Source organism: Jonquetella anthropi DSM 22815, assembly GCF_000237805.1.
GTDB classification, from domain to species: domain Bacteria; phylum Synergistota; class Synergistia; order Synergistales; family Dethiosulfovibrionaceae; genus Jonquetella; species Jonquetella anthropi.
On the sequence record NZ_CM001376.1, the window covers coordinates 771,954 to 790,478 of the forward strand.

General features: G+C 50.9%; 19 protein-coding genes, 1 tRNA gene and 1 pseudogene. 18 read left to right on the plus strand and 3 right to left on the minus strand.

Features of this window, described 5'->3' with window-relative positions:
• The first annotated feature begins 1 nt into the window (after window position 1).
• The 10 genes from JONANDRAFT_RS03555 (at window position 2) to JONANDRAFT_RS03600 (ending at window position 9,425) form a co-directional block, all read left to right on the plus strand.
• Window positions 2-880, plus strand: a complete 879-nt coding sequence (locus tag JONANDRAFT_RS03555) for an NAD(+)/NADH kinase (RefSeq protein ID WP_008522808.1) — start codon at window positions 2-4, stop codon at window positions 878-880.
• A complete protein-coding gene (locus JONANDRAFT_RS03560) occupies window positions 873-2,555 on the plus strand; it encodes an AAA family ATPase (RefSeq protein WP_008521016.1) in 1,683 nt (560 codons plus the stop codon). The genes JONANDRAFT_RS03555 and JONANDRAFT_RS03560 overlap by 8 nt, the downstream gene beginning before the upstream one ends.
• 67 nt (window positions 2,556-2,622) lie before the next feature.
• A complete protein-coding gene (rplU, locus tag JONANDRAFT_RS03565; protein WP_008521018.1) occupies window positions 2,623-2,934 on the plus strand; it encodes a 50S ribosomal protein L21 in 312 nt (103 codons plus the stop codon).
• Between the two features lie 3 nt (window positions 2,935-2,937).
• Complete coding sequence (locus JONANDRAFT_RS03570; RefSeq protein ID WP_008521020.1) at window positions 2,938-3,258, plus strand: ribosomal-processing cysteine protease Prp; 321 nt, start codon at window positions 2,938-2,940, stop codon at window positions 3,256-3,258.
• Window positions 3,259-3,546: a 50S ribosomal protein L27 gene (rpmA, locus tag JONANDRAFT_RS03575; protein ID WP_008521022.1), complete on the plus strand. Its 288-nt coding sequence runs from the start codon at window positions 3,259-3,261 to the stop codon at window positions 3,544-3,546.
• A 17-nt stretch (window positions 3,547-3,563) separates the two neighbouring features.
• Complete coding sequence (obgE, locus tag JONANDRAFT_RS03580; protein WP_008522809.1) at window positions 3,564-4,904, plus strand: GTPase ObgE; 1,341 nt, start codon at window positions 3,564-3,566, stop codon at window positions 4,902-4,904.
• On the plus strand, window positions 4,901-5,566 hold the full coding sequence (gene nadD, locus JONANDRAFT_RS03585) for a nicotinate-nucleotide adenylyltransferase (protein WP_008522810.1): 666 nt from the start codon (window positions 4,901-4,903) through the stop codon (window positions 5,564-5,566). The genes obgE and nadD overlap by 4 nt, the downstream gene beginning before the upstream one ends.
• A 7-nt stretch (window positions 5,567-5,573) precedes the next feature.
• Window positions 5,574-6,887 carry an LCP family protein gene (locus tag JONANDRAFT_RS03590; RefSeq protein ID WP_008521028.1) on the plus strand — a complete coding sequence of 438 codons (1,314 nt, stop codon included), beginning with the start codon at window positions 5,574-5,576 and terminating at the stop codon, window positions 6,885-6,887.
• A gap of 28 nt (window positions 6,888-6,915) precedes the next feature.
• Entirely contained in the window at window positions 6,916-7,263 is a 348-nt protein-coding gene (gene rsfS / locus JONANDRAFT_RS03595) for a ribosome silencing factor (RefSeq protein WP_008521030.1), read from the plus strand.
• A gap of 1,424 nt (window positions 7,264-8,687) precedes the next feature.
• Window positions 8,688-9,425, plus strand: a complete 738-nt coding sequence (locus JONANDRAFT_RS03600; RefSeq protein ID WP_231286730.1) for a lysozyme inhibitor LprI family protein — start codon at window positions 8,688-8,690, stop codon at window positions 9,423-9,425.
• Window positions 9,426-9,806: 381 nt separating this feature from the next.
• Here JONANDRAFT_RS03600 and tpiA read toward each other — a convergent pair whose 3' ends face one another.
• Complete coding sequence (gene tpiA / locus JONANDRAFT_RS03605; protein WP_008521037.1) at window positions 9,807-10,535, minus strand: triose-phosphate isomerase; 729 nt, start codon at window positions 10,533-10,535, stop codon at window positions 9,807-9,809.
• Window positions 10,536-11,364: 829 nt separating this feature from the next.
• Between tpiA and JONANDRAFT_RS03610 the strand changes: the two genes are divergently transcribed.
• The 8 genes and pseudogenes from JONANDRAFT_RS03610 to JONANDRAFT_RS03630 all read left to right on the plus strand — a co-directional run bounded on the left by JONANDRAFT_RS03610 (window position 11,365) and on the right by JONANDRAFT_RS03630 (window position 17,598).
• Window positions 11,365-11,574 (plus strand): helix-turn-helix domain-containing protein, encoded by a 210-nt coding sequence (locus JONANDRAFT_RS03610; RefSeq protein WP_008522812.1) that lies wholly within the window; start codon window positions 11,365-11,367, stop codon window positions 11,572-11,574.
• Window positions 11,575-11,737: 163 nt separating this feature from the next.
• Entirely contained in the window at window positions 11,738-13,144 is a 1,407-nt protein-coding gene (locus JONANDRAFT_RS03615; RefSeq protein ID WP_267878604.1) for a type I restriction enzyme HsdR N-terminal domain-containing protein, read from the plus strand.
• Window positions 13,057-13,578, plus strand: a complete 522-nt coding sequence (locus tag JONANDRAFT_RS08455) for an N-6 DNA methylase (protein ID WP_255348312.1) — start codon at window positions 13,057-13,059, stop codon at window positions 13,576-13,578. Before JONANDRAFT_RS03615 ends, JONANDRAFT_RS08455 begins: the two co-directional genes overlap by 88 nt.
• A gap of 35 nt (window positions 13,579-13,613) precedes the next feature.
• Window positions 13,614-15,035, plus strand: coding sequence for a restriction endonuclease subunit S domain-containing protein (locus JONANDRAFT_RS08175; RefSeq protein WP_172633447.1), 1,422 nt, complete (start codon window positions 13,614-13,616; stop codon window positions 15,033-15,035).
• Window positions 15,036-15,058: 23 nt separating this feature from the next.
• Window positions 15,059-15,844 carry a restriction endonuclease subunit S gene (locus tag JONANDRAFT_RS03620; protein ID WP_008522814.1) on the plus strand — a complete coding sequence of 262 codons (786 nt, stop codon included), beginning with the start codon at window positions 15,059-15,061 and terminating at the stop codon, window positions 15,842-15,844.
• 848 nt (window positions 15,845-16,692) lie between these two features.
• Window positions 16,693-16,830: pseudogene (locus JONANDRAFT_RS08555) on the plus strand (type II toxin-antitoxin system HicA family toxin); the annotation flags it as partial.
• Window positions 16,831-16,842: 12 nt separating this feature from the next.
• The gene (locus JONANDRAFT_RS03625; RefSeq protein ID WP_008521045.1) at window positions 16,843-17,244 is read left to right on the plus strand and encodes a type II toxin-antitoxin system HicB family antitoxin; all 402 of its coding nucleotides are present in this window, start codon (window positions 16,843-16,845) and stop codon (window positions 17,242-17,244) included.
• A 42-nt stretch (window positions 17,245-17,286) separates the two neighbouring features.
• Complete coding sequence (locus JONANDRAFT_RS03630) at window positions 17,287-17,598, plus strand: type II toxin-antitoxin system HicB family antitoxin (protein WP_008522816.1); 312 nt, start codon at window positions 17,287-17,289, stop codon at window positions 17,596-17,598.
• Between the two features lie 113 nt (window positions 17,599-17,711).
• On the opposite strand, the gene JONANDRAFT_RS03635 is transcribed toward JONANDRAFT_RS03630, so the two are convergent.
• Together JONANDRAFT_RS03635 and JONANDRAFT_RS03640 are read right to left on the minus strand one after the other, a co-directional pair.
• Window positions 17,712-18,008: a helix-turn-helix domain-containing protein gene (locus tag JONANDRAFT_RS03635; RefSeq protein ID WP_233417425.1), complete on the minus strand. Its 297-nt coding sequence runs from the start codon at window positions 18,006-18,008 to the stop codon at window positions 17,712-17,714.
• A gap of 425 nt (window positions 18,009-18,433) precedes the next feature.
• A tRNA-Arg gene (locus JONANDRAFT_RS03640) sits at window positions 18,434-18,510 on the minus strand.
• Between the last annotated feature and the right edge of the window lie 15 nt (window positions 18,511-18,525).

Consider the following 18,525-nt stretch of genomic DNA (forward strand, 5'->3'; position numbering starts at 1 on the left):
AATGGTCCCGGGAATGATGGTGAACTTGGCAAAACCGAAAGCGATGGAGCTGGCCCGCCGCCTTCTGGACTGGGGAGAGGAACTGGGCGTCCAAATCAGGCTGCCTCAGCGGGAAGCTCATGCTCTGGGCTGTCAGGGCGACGACCTTCAAACGTGGTGCCGAACGGTTGACGCGGCAATAGTCATCGGCGGCGATGGGACGTTCCTGCGGGCGGCCCGGCGGATCCTCGACCAAGGGAAAGATATCCCGCTGTTCGGCATCAACGTGGGCCACTTGGGCTTCCTCGCCACCGGCACGGTAGAGGGCGCGCAAAGCGAGCTGACTCAAATTCTCGAGGGCCGCTATACTGTCCAGAAACGGCACACCTTAGAATGTCGTTATATCCGCGGGGAGGAACAAAAGCAGTACTACGCCCTGAACGATTTTGTCCTGTACAAGGGGACCCAGGCTAAGCTCATCTCCGTGGCTGTCGAAGTGCACGGCCGGCCGATGTGCGTCTTTCGGGCCGACGGCCTGATCGTGGCGACTCCTACCGGCTCGACGGCGTACGCCCTGTCTGCCGGGGGCCCGATAGTCCCTCCTCACGTGCCCTGCATGGTCCTGGCTCCCATTTGCGCCCATACGCTGTATTCCAGACCGATCATTCTGGCGCCCCACGACCAGTTGAGCATGAGGCCCCGGTGCGAGGCTCAGACGTTCTTCTCAGTGGACGGACAGGACGGAATCGGTGTGAGCGAAGGGGACTCCCTTCAGGTAAGCCTGTCAGAACGGCGTTGGGTCTCGGTGATCACGCTGCCTCAGCAGGGATATTTTGAGCTCCTGCACCGAAAGCTCATGTGGGGATTTGATCCAGTCGGAGAGATGTCTGACGATGCTTGAAGAGCTTTTCATCTCATCTGTCGGCGGCGTTAAAGAGGCTCGCCTGACGTTTTGCCCCGGCCTGACGGTTATCACCGGCGAAAGCGGAACGGGAAAGAGCAGCATTCTTCGCGCCCTCGAGATGGTTTCGGGCCGGCGAGTTACTGCCACGGCCGTGCGAAGCGGCGATCAGCTGGCCGTCGCTCAGGCCGTCTTCACGACCCTTCAGGACTTCCCGTTTCTGGACCAGCCATGCCAGCCGCAGGATCAGTCGATGATTCTGAGGCGCGAGTTCTCTCAGTCAGGGCGCGGAAAGTGCGCTATCCAGGACCAAACCGTTTCGCTTGGCGTCTTGGCTCAGACCGCGGGGGAACTTCTTGCCCTTCAAAGCCAGTTCGCTCAGTTGGCTCTGTTGGACGGGGAAGAGCAGCTCCGGCTTCTCGACCGGTTCGGCGGGCCAGAACTTCTGTCGTGCCGTCAGAAGTTGGCCGACGCGCTGCACCGGGTCATCGAGGCGGAGCGCGGTTTGCGGGCCTTAACCGCAGAGGAAAAAGAACTCCAGGAGCGCTTTTCAAACGCCGAGCGCGTCAGGGAAGTCCTGAAAACGACTGAAGCCGGCGAAAGCCCGGAGAGCTTGGAACTTCAGCTGAACAGTCTGGAAAGCCGCCTGCGAGGCCTGCAGGACCTGAAAGACCGGCGCCGTCGGCTGAACGACGGCGAAGGCGGCGGTCTTCAGGCCGACTTGGCCGAAGTCCTTGGCGGCATTGAACTTCTGTCCGGAGAGGACAGAGAAAACCTTTTAGAGGCTCGGGAGCAGGTGGCCGGTGGCCTTGACCGGCTGTGCCGGCTTCTCGATAAAGCCGCTTCAGCTCAGGCAATAGCAGACCTAGAAGAGGAGACCGAACGGCTGGAAAGTCGGTTGGGCCGGTTGAGGAAGGCGTTTCGTCTCTCTGGGCTGAGCAGCTTTGACCAGCTCTCTGACTGGCTGAAAGAGGCTGACCGAGCGTCCCAATGGCTTGCCGGACTGTCAGATCAGCGGACCAAACTGGCGGCAGGACGGGCCGAAGGGACAAAAGAGCTGTCCGACGCGGTGGCGTGCCTGCGCCAAAAACGGCGCGACGCGGCCGGCCGGCTCAAAACTGCTGCCTCCGCGCACCTATCCGGAATGGCCATGGAGGGCTGCGGTTTCGACGTGGTGCTGACCAAGCTGGATAAAGTCAGGGCAAACGGCGCTGAGAACGTCGACTTCGTCCTTCGCCGGGGAAGCGGCGCCGTTTCGGTGGCCAAAGGGGCGTCCGGCGGGGAGCTGAGCCGAATACTTCTCGCTCTGCAGCTCTCGCTGCCGCCGGCGGCGTTGCCTCAGACTCTCGCGTTTGACGAGGTGGAGGCAGGGCTTGGCGGACGGGCGGCATACCTGACCGGATTGAAGCTGAAAGAGCTTTCGAAAGACGTTCAGGTGATCCTAGTCACTCACGAGGCGATCATCGCCTCGTTGGCCGACGCCCATTACGGCGTAACGCGCCAGAACGACGAGACGTCGGTCCGCCTGTTGGAAGGGGAGAGCCGAGTAGCCGAGATAGCCCGAATGCTCGCCGGAAGCCGGGACGAAAAATCGTTGGCCCACGCGCGCCATTTGTTGGAGACAAAAAGCGTTCCGGCAATTGACGAACGGGACGAAAGACTTTACAATAACTGAGATATTCCGCATGGGATCGGCATAAGCTCTTCGGGGCGCCGAAGCCCAGCGAGAGGAGGAAGCAAGAATGTACGCTATTATCGAAACGGGTGGAAAGCAGTACAAGGTTTGTCCCGGCGACCAGGTAAAGGTCGAAAAGCTGGGCGCTGACGACGGTGCCTCCGTCGTGTTTGACAGGGTTCTGATGGTCGGAGACGGCGAGACGACCAGATTGGGTTCTCCGCTTGTTGAAGGCGCCTGCGTGAAGGCGACCGTCCTGACCACCGACAAGGCCAAGAAGGTCATCGTCTTCAAGTACAAGAACAAGACGAACTACCGGCGGTTCCGCGGTCATCGCCAGCCCTACACGCTGGTATCCATCGACTCAATCGAAGGGTAAACGGTGACAACGGTCCGCGTCTGGCGAATCAATGGACACGTTCGGGGCCTGCTGGTCTCGGGGCACGCTGAAAGCGTCCCGTCGGGCGAGGCGGATATCGTCTGCGCGGCGGTAAGCGTTCTCGTCCAGGCCCTTCACATCGGCCTAGTCGATGTGCTCGGCGTGCCGGTTCGCTCAGAGGTGGAGAAGAAAAGGGCGTCGATAGAAATGCATTGGGACGGCTCTGACCCACTGGCCGATGCCGTGGCAGAAACTATCGTCGCAAGCCTGAAGGAAACCGCTCGGAGTTATCCTGAAAACGTGAAATTGACGGAGGTGTCGTAAATGCTTTTTAAATCAATGGATTTGCAGTTTTTTGCTCATAAGAAGGGACAGGGCAGCAGCACGAACGGCCGGGATTCCAACGCCCAGCGCCTTGGCCTGAAGAAAAGTGACGGCTGTGTCGTAAAGGCCGGCAACATCATCGTTCGCCAGAGAGGCACACAGTTTCATCCCGGCATGAACGTCGGGTGCGGCAAAGACTACACGCTGTTTGCCCTCAAGGACGGCGTCGTGCGGTTCACTCAAAAGGGATCGCGCAAAGTCGTTGCCGTCGAAGAAACGGTCGCGTAACATTCGCGGGGGCCCTTTTGGGCCCCCTTTTTCTTGCCATAGAAGAGGTGAGAAAACTGAAATTCGTAGACTTAGTCCGCATCCACGTCAGCGCCGGTCGCGGCGGCAACGGATGCATGAGCTTTCGCCGCGAAAAATTTGTCCCTAAAGGCGGGCCGGACGGCGGCGACGGCGGCCGGGGCGGCGACGTCTACGTTCAGGCTGACCAGCGGCTGGTCACCCTGGCCGACTACCAGTACAAACGCCGTTTCAGCGCCTCGTGCGGCCTGCCCGGCGAGGGGTCTTTGAAGACTGGAGCCAACGGCGACGACCTGATCGTCAGCGTGCCGTGCGGCACAGTAGTCACAGACGCCGTCACAGGAGAGCCGCTGGCCGACTTGGTGGAAGACGGAGATCGGGTTCGAGTCGCCGCAGGCGGCAAAGGCGGCAAGGGCAACGCCCATTTTGCCAGCTCACGACGCCGGGCGCCTCGGTTCAGCGAAAAAGGGGCCGAAGGTCAGGAGCGGGACGTCAGCTTTGAGCTGAAACTGATTGCCGACGTCGCACTCGTCGGTCTGCCGAACGCCGGCAAAAGCAGCCTGTTGAAGGCCCTGTCGGACGCCAACCCGAAGATCGCCTCATATCCGTTCACCACGCTGTCTCCCAACCTTGGCGTTTTGTCCGTCGACGACCAGAAAGTCATACTGGCCGACATGCCCGGCCTGATCGAGGACGCGCACTTGGATAAAGGGCTTGGGCTGCTGTTTTTGCGCCACATTGAGCGGACTCGCATGAATCTTCACGTCATTGACCTGTCGTCCGGCACGCCTGACGAACTTGAGCGCAACTGGCGCGTTGTGGTCGACGAGTTTGCCCACTACGATCCCAAGCTGCCCGAGCGTCCCTCTGTCGTCGTGCTTAACAAGGTCGATCTGTGGAAGGGAACCGACGAACAGTTGGCCGGCCTGTGCGCGTTCTTCTCAGAGCGTGGGCTCAAAGCGTTTGTAACTAGCGCCCTGACCGGCGAAGGAATTCCGCAGCTCATTGAAAACGTTGCCGGATTCGTCCGGGACAACCCGCGCCCGAAAGGCGTTTTCAGGCTGTTTGAGACCAAGCCTATCCGCATGGAAGAGTCATCAGACGGCGTGTCGATCATTCGCGAGGCTGCCGGCGCTTTCCGGATCATTCACAGCCGCATTGAGGCGGCGTCCGACCGATACGACTTCGGGCAGGAAGAGGCGGTGGTCCGCTTTGGCCGCCTGCTGCGGAGCTACAGGGTCGAAGAGGCGCTGGAGAACGCGGGCGCTCAGGCCGGCGACACAGTGCTGATCGGCGACGTGTCGTTCACCTTTGAGCCTGAAAGGGCTCCGGAAAAGTGAACATCGAAGAGCTGATCCAGCGTTCTGACGACGGCAAAACGCGCCGAGTCGGCATAATGGGCGGAACGTTTGACCCAATTCACAACGCTCACCTGTTGGTCGCTCAGGAAGCTCTCACTGCGCTGACCTTGGACGGTGTCATTTTCGTTCCCACCGGCGACTCGTACCACAAACACAATCGGCACGTCTCATCGGCGGAAGATCGATACATGATGACCTTTTTAGCCACGCTGGACAACCCGGACTTCGCCGTTTCGCGGCTGGAAATAGACCGGGACGGGCCGACACACACGGTGGACACGCTGCGGGAAATGAGATACTGGTTCCCGTCCGGCAAGGTTGAGTTTTACTTTATCACCGGTATCGACGCCGTCATGACCATGGACAGCTGGGCAGAGGCAGAGGAGCTGCCGAACCTCTGCCGGGTCGTTGCGGTCAATCGGCCGGGCTTTGCCGGCGAAAACTACCGCTTTGAAAACCTGTCCGAACGGCTTCGCCAGTCCATCGTCCAGATAGAAATTCCCCTCATGTCCATCTCAAGCACCGACGTAAGACGACGCGTATCTCAGAAAAGAACAGTTCGGTACCTGATACCTCGGGCTGTTGAGCAATATATTGCCAAGAGGAAACTCTACTGCGAGGACTCTGGCGAAGGAGCGTGAAAACGCCGTGAAACGTTGGTTTCTTGTTCTTCTCGTAATTCTGCTGGCAGTTGCTGCGGCCGCCTTAGGCGTGGTAGCCCGGCTGTACAAGCTGGCCCACGTGGACGTCAGCGACCTGAAACAACACCTGAAAATAGAGCAGTTGATGGGATCGGCCAACTTTCTCATCGTCGGCATTGACCAGCTCGATCGGATACACCGTTCAGACGCCATTCTGCTGGTCAAGGTGAACTTGGATAAAAAGACGGTCAAGGCCATGTCCATCCCGCGGGATACCCGAGTTCAGCTTGGACGGCATGGGATCCAGAAAATCAACGCCGCCTATGCCTTTGGCGGAATTGAACTTCTCAAGGACACGGTAACGAACCTCACTGGCGTTCCGATCAATCACACGGTGATCCTGAACTACGAATCGTTCCCGCAGCTGATTGACGCCATCGGCGGCGTTGACATTGACGTGCCGAAAAAGATGGTTTACACCGACCGCGCTCAAGGGCTGTACATCAACTTCATGCCGGGAATGCAGCACATGGACGGCGAAGCGGCGCTGAAATTCTGCCGGTTCAGAAAAGACGCCCTAGGCGACGAAGGCCGAATGAAGCGGCAGCAGCAGTTCATCAAAGCGGCGCTTGCCAAGGTCAAGTCGCCTGCTGTCATCGTCCGACTGCCGGACATCGCCCTGTCGGCCATGAAATTTATCAAGACCGACCTGCCGACCGAGACGGCCTTACAGCTGGCCCTTTACATGAAGGACTTGGACGCCAACAGGATAGAGCTGTTTACCATGCCAGGCGTCGCAGCGTACATCAAAAACCTCAGCTACTGGATTCCGGATTTGCAGAAGGCGTCAATTAAGTTCAGCGACACGCCCGAAGAAGAGCCGGCCCAAGCCGCCGGGAAAGCGCCGGACGGACAGCAGCCGGCGGTTCAAAACCCCGGACAGGAAGGCGCCGCGGCCGCCGGCCAGCCGTCTCCAGAGGACGTCGCCAAGCTCGAAGAGCTTCGCAAGACCATGACAAAGCCTTTGGGGGTCCTGAATGGGGCCGGGCAGGCCGGCATAAGCCGAAAAACGGCGACACTGCTGGAACGTCTGGGGCTTTCGGTTGGGTACACCGGCAACGCCAAACATTACGGTTATCAGTTCAGCGTCGTTCACTATCCCAAAGGCCCCAAGCCGAAGGAGGCCGTCCTTTTGGCTAGTCTCTGCAAGATCCCGGACAACTTGGTGATTGGGACCTCAGTGCCGCAGCTGTCACTAGTGCTCGGGAAGGACTACGAGAAGATTTACGGAATTTTAGAGAAGCTGCCTATCAAACGGTAGGCAAACCAAAGCCAAGGAGGTATGGAATTTGATAGGCGAAGGAACTCAACGCGTCATCAACGCGATTGTATCGGCCTTAGAAGACAAGAAGGCAATTGACGTCAAGGTCATTGACCTCGAAGGGCGAACGTCACTGGCCGACGCTTTCATCTTAGCAACGGGGAACTCGGACGTGCACATGTCCACGCTCGTCCGCGTCGCCGACGAAACGCTGACGAAGGAAGGGATCACCCCGCGGATTGAAGGGGAGTACAGCACCCAATGGGCCCTAATCGACGGCGGAGACGTGATCGTTCATATATTCGGCGTCAAAGCCAGGGAATTTTACAGCCTGGAGCGCATCTGGAAGGCAGTCGAAGCGGAACGGCAGGGATAAACCTTCCGCTGTTCAGGCTATAAGACAAACTTCAAAAGGAGACGTCAGGATTCGATCCTGACGTCTCCTTTTTTTATGCTGAACGGCCGAGAAAAAATGGCAGAGGAAAGCCGTTCTCCAGTTAGTCTGATAATGTTTTTATCGCGGCGGATGTGAAGACCGGTCGGTAAACTGTGAATGAACGGTGGATAAGAGGACATCAGAAGTAAAATATAATTTAGACACCCCTGAGAGCGTGTGAATCATTTGTGGATAAAGTGAAATTGAGTTTCTTTGCAGTATCGTTTAATAATCAAGTCGATCAGAAGGCAGGTGTCCCCTCTAAATTGGAATTTAGTGGGTTGTGGATAGATAAATTCCGCTGAAAGTTATCCACACGCGGAGTGCGTCCGCTAGATTAAGCGCTGAAATCATGAACGTAAACGATGCTCCGAGTTGGTTTGCTGTTCTCATTGATCGGGGCTGTTGGTGCGGTTGAAGAAAGGGCTTGTGCGTATTGATCGCTAGTGCAGCTCGGTGCGGGCCGGTATGGAAGTGCAAGGCAATATGGAGTCACAAGCGAGAAGGCATAAATAACAACGAGAGACCGACAAACGCAAAATACATCGGCGACACCAGGCAGATCACCAGCATAAATGCCGCAGCGCTGCGGCGGATCCTTCAGACAACAGATCAGACAATAGAAAGCCGCTGCGGAACGTTAGCGGAACGTTATGCTCAAAGAATGTCTCAGTCAAGGAGAACGTTCGTTTGGCTGTTAAAGAAAGCAACGCGAAAAAGACGAGCGACGGCCGTAGGATATCAGGCCGCCGCTCACTACAGAGCTTCATATTTGGCGATATATGCTAGTGCAGTTTTAAGACACATCGCAAAGAGAGGTTTGTTAGAAAGAACCTGCCTTTTTATAGGCAGGTGAAACCCCCAAGAGAATGAACCAACGTCTTATTGGCCCATCCTTAAATGTCTTATAATGTATCTTATGTTTCATAGAGCGCTGAAATCGGGTAAGGCGGCCTGACGTTGGCTTTAAATTTGGGCCTATTGGTCCGTTGTTTATCAGGGCAACTGTAACCTTTGAGTCATTCGCCGTGAATGCACGGAGTGCTGCAGAGTCTTTGCAACTTTCTCACAGAACGAGGCGCTTTTTTCTGAGTTTTCGCTGTCTCTTCCTGCGGGCGCGAGACGTTTTCCTGAAGTAATCGGGCTTGTTTCTTCTAGTGGATCTCGTATACAACTGGGCCGCAAAATCTCACCCTAGTAAAAAGTGTTAGCTGGGCTATAATAAATATACTTATGAGGATGTGTCTGTGATGAATAAGGAGAGTTTTGCTAAGGTGCCTTGCTTCATGCTGTCGCTTGTGGCCTGCGTGGCCCTCTTTTCTTCCACGTGCTTTGCCGCGCTCGTGCCTCCCGGTGAGCACCCGTTGGATAAGAAAGCCGAGGAAGTCGACATCGATTCTATGTCAACAGCTGACGTGGTCGATTTTTATGATTCTTTGATGGACGGTTGGAAAAAGGAAATTGCCAGAGCCGACGAAGAGCTTTTAAAGGTCCTGCCGGCGGCCGGAAAGGAAAAATTCAAAAAAACTCAAAAAGCGTGGGAGGCGTTCTCTCAAGCTGAAAACGACGTCCTTGATCTGGCCATAGAGAAAGTGAATGAAGGACCGTACGGCGGAACAATGTGGGTATCGATTCAGGCCAACAGCCATGCCGAGTTTACCCGGGTGCGGGCCATGGAACTTCTGACGTACTTGGATTGGTACAAGAATCGAAAGATTGAGCTTTCTGATGATTGCGAGACAGAATATATGAGTGATGTGGATCAAGATATCTGGGGATCTCTGCCAGATAATTTGCCTGACGGCTCTAAAGACAGTGCGGCCAAGCTGAAAGCAGCGTGGGAAGCGTTCGCTGCCAGCGAAAAGGACTTCATTAACTGGCTTGCCCGTGAACTGGGAGGGGCTACAGGAGATGACATTTGGATTGAAGCAAATTCTGCCTACATCTGCCCTCTCGCCAACGTACTCTCTGTCTGTGAAAATGCGGAGGAGTACACGGAAAGCGACGCAGATGACGAAGCCGGCGACGAAGATGAAGCCGGAGACGAAAACGAGGACAACGGCGGCGCTGAAGACTCTGAAGCCGAGCCTGTGGCGAATTAACTGGCAGTCCTCCTTGTCGCTAGCTCAGTGTGTCTGATAATGTTTTTATTCTAGCGAACAAAAAGGAGCTACAGGATTTTTTGATATGCTCCCCCCAAGTAGGACAGGGAAATATAAAACCTACTTGGGGGGTATTTCTATGCCCAGAAAAAGCAAGATAGACTCAGCTTTGAAAATCTCTCTGGTTGAAAGCTATTTCCGAAACGAAATCAGCTGCACGGAAGCGACAAGGCAAGCGGGGTTTAAGAGCCGTGCATCGTTTAGCGGCGTAAAAGTACCGCCAGCCGATTGCTCGACTGGCGGTACGAGTCCTTTTGATTTTTTACTGTCCTATTGACGGGGAGCACACCATTTTCCTGCGGCTCCCCTTTTATTTTTATCTCAGATTTCAGCAAGCGAGAAGAAAACCTCTGGTTTCAGGCTCGCTCCGCCCACGAGGGCGCCGCTCACGGCCGGCTGGGCAAAATACTGCCCCGCGTTCTCCGGCTTGACGCTCCCGCCGTACAGAACAGGAACGCCGCTCTGATCGGCCAAACGTTGGCAGACTGCTTGAGCGTCTGAAGGAAGGGCGGCTTTCCCTGTCCCGATCGCCCAAATAGGCTCATAAGCAATAAGCCAGTCATGAGATCCCTCAAGAGCTTGAAGGACTGGCGCTATTTGTTCGTCGATGATCGTTTGAGTTTGGCCAGCTTCTCTCTGCTCCAGCGACTCCCCTACACAGACGACGGGAATAATGCCGGCAGCGCGGCACGCTGCGGCCTTAGCAGCCACAAGCGCTGACGTCTCGCCCTGATACTGGCGCCGTTCGCTGTGACCGACGATCGCGTAACGACAGCCTGACTCTTTTGCCATCGACGCGGAAACCTGGCCGGTAAAGGCCCCGGACGGTTGATCGCTCACGTCCTGCACGCCCAGCGACACCGGCGAATCGCCAAGGCCCTCTTTAAGCGCCGCCAAAGAAAGAAACGGCGGAAAAAGAGCCCAGACAGCCCGGTCCTCAGAGCTTGCAGAAACGAGAGACCGGAATTTGGCCCCGAACTCCTGAGCTTGGGACGGGCCGAGGTTCATCTTCCAATTGCCGAAAAGGTACAGCTTCTTTTGTGCCGTCATCGTTTGCTCCTTTCGCGGAAAGCGCCGTCGGACGAATGCTGCGCGGCAAAAGCGTTCTGCCGCAGCCGTCCGTTGGGCTGAGAATGCTGGGATATTCTGCTGACAGGCAGGTCAGCCGTTTAAGACCGATAAGATTATGACGGCTTAAAAGGAGATTCGCAAGTGCTCCTAGCCTCAGACGAAAAGCGCCAAACGGGCGAAACCAAGCTTTTACAAAGCGGGACTTTGCCAGAATTGAAGAGAAAGTTAAATGATATGGCGGCCTTGCTGTTGTTTTAGGGAAAGTCGGCCCACTGACCTATTCCCCAATTCCCCCTTTAGCCTCTGACTAGCAGACGCTTATGAATCACGAATGCTCCGTCTGGAATGATGCAAGGCCAAAGGCGAAAAAACAACAAAAAGCAGAATCAAGGTGGTCGAACACTCTTTGGTACCTTGCCTGACATGTGAAGCAGCTTTTTATATCAATATTCAAATGACGCGGAACAAATTATGACATAAGGCATCTCCCTACTTTTAGTGCTGTTTTTGTAGCTGCTCATGTAAGATGTTTTTTCTCTTTAAAGGATAAAAAATATTTTTGTAGCCTAAATATGAGGTATAATAAAACAACATCCTTTTTGTGTTTTATTCGATCGCAAGCTCTCAAGATACTATGAGACAGGGCATACTGTGACAGTTAGAAATGCAAAGTTGTATCGACTGTCTCCTCACTTGAAAAGGAGTTTTAAGAGAGTGTCTTTGTCCTCTACCATAGGCCAGCATCGTATCATTGAGTCATATGTTGACAACGAACTTACATTAAGGCGTTATGCAAGGAGAATGCTGAATGAGCCATCTTAGCTATAAAAAACTTTGGAAACGTCTGATTGATCTGGATCTTACTAAAACACAGCTCCGAGAAGGTGCTGGAATCAGCACTTCCACTATGTCGCGCCTTAAAGTCGGAAGTAACGTAAATACCGAAGTCATTGTGAAAATTTGTGACTATCTCAGTTGCCGGGTTGAAGACATTTGCGAATTGGAAAAATCAGAGTGATTTCACTTGCAGGAGGATAAAAACTATGACCATTGTGGAACAAGTCTTACAAGATGCGGCTCATTCCATAGAATAGTTCACCGAGGCAGAACTACAGCAGATTGAATCCCAGCTCACAAAAAGAGAAAAAAGAGGTACTCCATACTGGGAAGTGAATTGCTTGGTGCGCAACAAGGTAATTCGTGCCACGCCAGAAGAAATAGTCCGGCAGCTTTATATTCTCAAACTGCACAGTATTTACAACTATCCACTTGATTTGATGCAGGTTGAATATCCTGTTCATTTCGGGCGTGAAGTTAAACGTGCTGACATCGTGATATTCGACAAAAAACATTCCACGACCCCGTACATTATCGTGGAACTTAAAAAGCCAAAGCTGAAAGATGGAAAAGAACAGCTTCGCTCTTACTGTAACGCTACAGGTGCGCCAATTGGTATTTGGACAAACGGCGGACAGATCTCCTACTATCACCGTAAGGATCCAAACTATTTTGAGGATATCCCCAACATTCCAAGTGCCGAAGAATCCCTTAAAGACATTTTGACCGAACGTTGGACACTTGACGATTTAGTGGCAAAAGATAAGCTGGTCACCGAGCGTAAAAGCTTGAAAGATCTCATTTTGGAAATGGAAGACGAAGTCCTTGCAAATGCGGGCGTTGATGTTTTTGAAGAAGTTTTCAAGCTAATCTTCACCAAGCTATTCGATGAGATGCGTTCGGGCCGTAATAAGAAGCGAAACTTAGAGTTTCGTAACTATGGGGAGACAGACGAAGAGCTCAAGAAGAAAATCCAATTCTTATTTGATCAGGCAAAAGATCAATGGGACGGAGTATTTACTGGCGATGCTAAACTTTTACTATCGCCGTCTCATTTGGCAATTTGCATTTCTAGCCTGCAGGATGTAAAGCTGTTCAACTCTAACCTTGATGTTGTGGACGACGCCTTCGAATATCTTATGAGTAAAACCAGCAAAGGAGAAAAAGGCCAGTTCTTCACTCCGCGCTATGTAATCGAAATGTGCGTCAAAATGCTTAATCCACGTGCAGACGAAACTATGATCGATACGGCAGCCGGATCCTGCGGCTTCCCTGTACATACAATGTTCCACGTGTGGCGCTCCATCATGAAAGAAAAAGAGTCAGTTCAATCCAATCTATTCACAACAGAAGAAAAACCGGATGAATGTACATATTATGTTAATAATAATGTATTCGCAATTGACTTTGACGAAAAAACTGTTCGTGTTGCTAGAACCCTGAATCTCATTGCAGGAGACGGGCAAACGAACGTTCTTCATTTAAACACCCTCGACTACGAACACTGGGATGATACCGCTAAAGACAATGATTGGCGCTACAACGTGGGATGGAGACGCCTATGCAGGCTGAGAACAACTAAAAACTCAAAAACTACGCATTTAACTTTGATATTGTTATGGCCAACCCGCCTTTTGCGGGGGATATTAAAGAGTCTCGCATCATCACCAAATATGACCTTGGTAAAAACGCTAAAGGCCAGTTCCAAAGTAAAGTCGGGCGTGACATCTTATTCATTGAACGCAATTTGAATTTTCTAAAACCGGGTGGCCGCATGGCAATCGTACTGCCACAAGGACGCTTTAACAACGCCTCTGACAAATACATTCGTGATTTCATTGCCGAGCATTGCCGAATTCTTGCTGTCGTGGGGTTACATGGGAATGTTTTCAAACCACATACTGGGACAAAGACGAGTGTTCTGTTTGTGCAAAAGTGGGATGACAAGCTCTGCCCAAAAAAAGAGGATTATCCTATCTTCTTTGCCACGATGCAAAAACCAAGCAAGGATAACTCAGGCGATAAGATCTTCGCATGCGACGAGAATGGGGTGCCGAAACTTGATAACCACGGGCATTTATTCGTAGATCACGACCTCTATAATCACGAAGGACTCACGAACGACGGCATTGCGGAAGCATTTCAAGAGTTCGCCAAACGAGAGGGCTTATCTTTTTTTCAATGAGCCCATCCTTCAGCTCTGAACACTATCAGAAACTGATGGATGGGCTGGAAGCAGTAGAGAAAAACTACAAAGAAATTTGGGCAAATACTGCCAGAATAGACGCGGAGTACTTTAAAAAAGCAGACTTGCGTTTATTAAACAAGCTTAAATCTCTTAGTCTTAAAAAATTAAGTGATATGTTCTATATAACGGACGGTATCCATGCATCTATTAATTACGATCCTAACAGTAGTGTTCACTTGCTTTCGGCCACTTCTCCTAGAAAAGGATTTGTAAACGTTGATCGGGATGTCAGAATTTCATTAAAACAACATAAAGCGAATCCTAGAACGGCCTTACGTGAAAAAGATGTGTTAATCTCTACAGTCGGGACTATAGGTAATGTTGCTATGGTTACTAGCGACATTCTTCCGTCAAATTCTGATCGTCATGTAGCAATTCTTCGTGCTAGAGGAAAAAACGTTTTTGCCGAATGTATGACAGTATTTTTAATGAGCAAATATGGAAAAACTCAATGTCTCAGAGAGACCTCAGGTAATGTTCAACAAAACCTTTTTTTATACATGATTAGAGACCTTTGGGTGCCTGAGTTTTCTCCGTGTTTTGAGAGTAAGGTCACTACTCTCTTCAAGGAAGCTAACAGACATCGCATTGAATCTCAACAGACTTATAGAGAAGCACAAGCTATTTTATTAAAATACCTAGATATCCCATATCATTATCATTTGTCAAATGCCCCAATATCAATTCGTGCATTGCGAGAATCGTTCCTTAAAACAGGCCGTTTGGATGCAGAGTATTACCAGCCAAAGTATGACTCTTTGATTCAAGCCATTAGGAGTTATCACAATGGATATGCTCAATTTGCTGATGTTTTTAATCTTCGGGACCAAAACGTTGTGCCTAAGCCCAACCAAGAGTATCAATATATTGAATTGGCCAATGTAGGGAGTCTGGGACAAATCAACGATATAACAAAGGCACTCGGGAAAGAATTGCCGAGTCGTGCTCGACGTATGGTTAAAACCAATGATGTAATTCTCTCTTCCATTGAGGGTTCAATGAATAGCATCGCGTTAATTCCTAAGGAGTACAATAACGCGCTTTGCTCAACAGGTTTTTATGTACTTAACTCCGAAACTCTCAAACCAGAAGTGACGCTTATTCTCTTCCAATCGTTGTTTATGCAAGATTTGTTAAAACGTGGTTGCTCTGGAACAATTCTCACCAGTCTAAATAGAAATGACTTGTTTAATATTCCCATTCCAATCTTGGACGGCGAAATACAGAATAAAATTTCGTCGTATGTTCAAGAAAGCATGAGATACCGCCAACAAGCAAAAGAATTACTTCATCTGGCGACAGAATCTGTTGAATTGGCTATTGACAAAAGTGAAGATGACGCTGTCGTAATGCTGACAGACAGACAGACAGACAGACAGACAGACAGACACTAATTGCTACCTATAATCAGAAAGCCATGTACTACTGGCGCTTGGCAATCTTCTATTTCTTAGAAGAGTTAGGTTGTTTTGCCAACTTGCAAGAGCAACAGTGCAACTATGTTGTCAAGAATTTCTCGGAAACCTTCCGAGCTTCAGGGAGATTGGATAGCGAATACTATCAGACAAAGTATGACAAATTATTTGTGCAACTCGGAAGGCTGAATAGTAAGAAGCTATCTCACCTTGTCAGGATACAGAAATCCATTGAGCCTGGCAGCGCTGCCTACATGGAAAAAGGAATTCCGTTTGTTCGAGTACAGGATTTATCCTCACAAGGCATTAGTGAGCCATGTATCTATCTTGACCAGAAAAGTTGCGCCGAGGCCCCTCGTCCTCAGAAAGACACAATCCTATTTTCTAAAGATGGAACTGTTGGTATTGCCTACAAAGTACAAGAGAATGATCCTGAGTTCGTAACTTCATCGGCAATTCTGCATCTGAACATGAAAACAGATGAGATGCTTCCTGATTACCTGACATTAATGTTGAACTCCCCTATAGTTCAGCTACAAGCTGAACGAGATGCAGGCGGTTCGGTCATCAACCATTGGAAGCTGTCTGAAATTGCAGATGTGCTAGTGCCTGTGCTCTCCTACGAACAGCAAAAAGAAATCAGCTTATTAGCCCAATCGAGTTTTAGGTATAGGACAATAAGCAAGCAGTATCTCGAAATCGCTACGCGTGCGGTTGAGGTCGCTATTGAGCAAAATGAAGACGCAGCTATCTGTTACATCGAAGATTGTGAGAATCTGCTAGTATAATAAGTCTAAAAGGACGGTTCTCCTCAGTGTACTGGTCCACGAAAGCTCCATAATCAAACTGTTTGGACAGATGAAGAGAAAAAAATTATAGTAAAAGAGGTGTTCATACATATTTTTACAACTTACAGAACAAATGCAAGCTAACCTACGTGCAGTAGCGGAAAAATTTGGACACACGTAACAATGGTATGTCTATGTCCAACAGGCCCTGAATCAATATCTCGAAGATTTAGAAGACGCAGCTATCGGTGATGAGGCGTATCAAGAATATTTACGTTCTGGAAAGAAGTCTTACACGATGGAAGAGGTCCGAATAGTCTGTGGATTGGACAGTTGATTTTGTGGAACCACAACAAGCGCCAACCGCCCATTGGGCGGTCGGCGCTTGTTGTTACTTAGTTAATTTTTGCTATGTCCCGTTCAGAGGTTCTCGTTTTTACAGCTCCCCCAGTTGATGCGGCTAATATCATATAGACGCTCGGACTTATGCGAGATATTTACGTATTATATAAAACAATATATTCAACGCGTTATTTTGTAAATATAAGGTCCCAGTTTAAGCCCCAGTTACATAAATCATTGCAAAAGAACACGCCCCTTGCTGCGAGTGGCTTTTGTGCTGCTCGACCTTCGGTCGTGCCGTACCTGAAATTGCGCAGGGCATCAGAACCCTGCAGGCTTGTCTCACTTCACGCTCTCGATCGAATCGGCTTCTGTTAATATATACTTACCATATGTATTAAGATGTTATAGTAATCTCAGACTATGTCAGAGAGGAGTTCCGCTCTGGGCGATCCCTACCATCCGCGAAGATCATTTCCCAGCTTGAAGGATAAGGTTGGTATTGCGTCAGAATCGCCGGAGATCATCACCAGTTTAAAAAGGACGGCGTTCCCGGCAAAGTGACAATCCATTACCCAGTCAAGGACATCTCAGGAGAGCTTCTCAAAAGCATTGAACAACAAGCGGGCATTCGCCTAAAGTAAGGAGGAAACATCATGGTTGACCGATATATCTACCCGGCTCAGCTGCACTACGAAGCACACCAAGTCGGCGTCACCTTTCCAGATCTGCCGGGTTGCGTCACCGTTGGCAAGGACGCAACAGAAGCGATCTACAGAGCCAAAGAGGCCTTAGGGCTTCATCTGGTCGGTATGGAAGACGATCACGACACGATCCCAGCGCCTTCCCAAGAGGCTCAACTTTCCACAGAGGAAAAAGCAATCTATGTCCTGATCGAAGTTTGGATGCCGCTTATTCGCGCCGCAGTCCGAGAACCCTACGTTCGCAAATCCGTCACGGTACCCGCGTGGATGGACAAAGCCGCCAAAAAAGCCGGCCTCAACTACAGTCAGCTGCTCCAAGCGGCCATTGCCCAGTCGATTGGCGCTTCTAAATAGCTCAGTTAAAGCTCCCTGCTTAGCCAATAAGGAGGTGCCACGATGATTTATCTATTTACCGCAACGTTTACAAAAAACGACGTCTCTGGATATAATGCCCGCGTCCCTGATTTGCCGGGATGCATTACGACGGGCAAAGACCTCTCAGACGCAATCGACCAGATGAAAGACGCCATGGCCCTATGGCTTGTGACAGCAGAAGACGAGGGACTTGAGATCCCTACCCCAACACCTCAATCACTCTTACACTGCACTCCTGATACAATCTGCTCAGTGCTAAAAGCTGACACCGTTCTATATCGTTCGCAAACGGACACACGAGCCACGAGGAAAAACGTTTCTTTGCCTTTGTGAATGAGTCAATTAGCGGACAAACAAGGGATTAACTGCTCCCAAGTGCTTCAAGAGGCTTGGCGCGAAAAACTTAACCAACACGCCTAAAAAAGGCTACTCCCCCTCTTCTCTCATCATTCATTAGTTGGAAGGGGCACAATTGCCAGCGTCTTACCTAAAGGAACTAAAAGCTTTATTACGGTGTCAATTTGGGGGTTTGTTTCGCCCAGCTCCATTCTCGCTATAACAGGCTGCTTTACCCCGCTCATTTCTTCGAGTTTGCGCTGAGATAATCCTAGTTCCCGACGGGCTCTGATAAGTTCCCCGATGAGAGCAGCTTTAAGATGGCTAATGGCAATGTCTTCTGGGGTGAAGAGTTCTTTCTGAACATCTTCCCAGCGAATGCCGACTGAGCTGTTGTCCATTTTCATCACACCTTTCTTTAAAATACGCAAACTCCCGTTTAGCTTGTTCAATTTCCTGAGGTAGCATTTTTGCGACTTCCTCACAAAATTATGCAAAAGAACATAACTCCCATTATGCCAGCCGACGTCACGTCCTCTAGCCCTGTCGATCGTTGACTTTGTCAGCAGAGGCGGCTCCTTTTGCAAAAAGTCCCAAATGAAACACCAGCAATAGCAAGGGTTTGAGAGAAAAACCGGGACTGTAAACGGGAACATCTTCAACCCGAAAAACACAGTCCCGGTTTAAGTCCCGGTTTTGCGCCGGTAAAGACTGTTTGATTCCGTTTGATTCCGATAAAATTATAGCGTGCCAGCCCAGATATTTTTAAGGCTGGCACGCTATTTTATGCATATTCCGATAGATACCGAAATATCCCGGAAAACCGTCCAAATGGCGCGCTCGGCGAGATTCGAACTCACGACCTTCGCCTCCGGAGGGCGACACTCTATCCAGCTGAGCTACGAGCGCAACGGAGTTATGCTA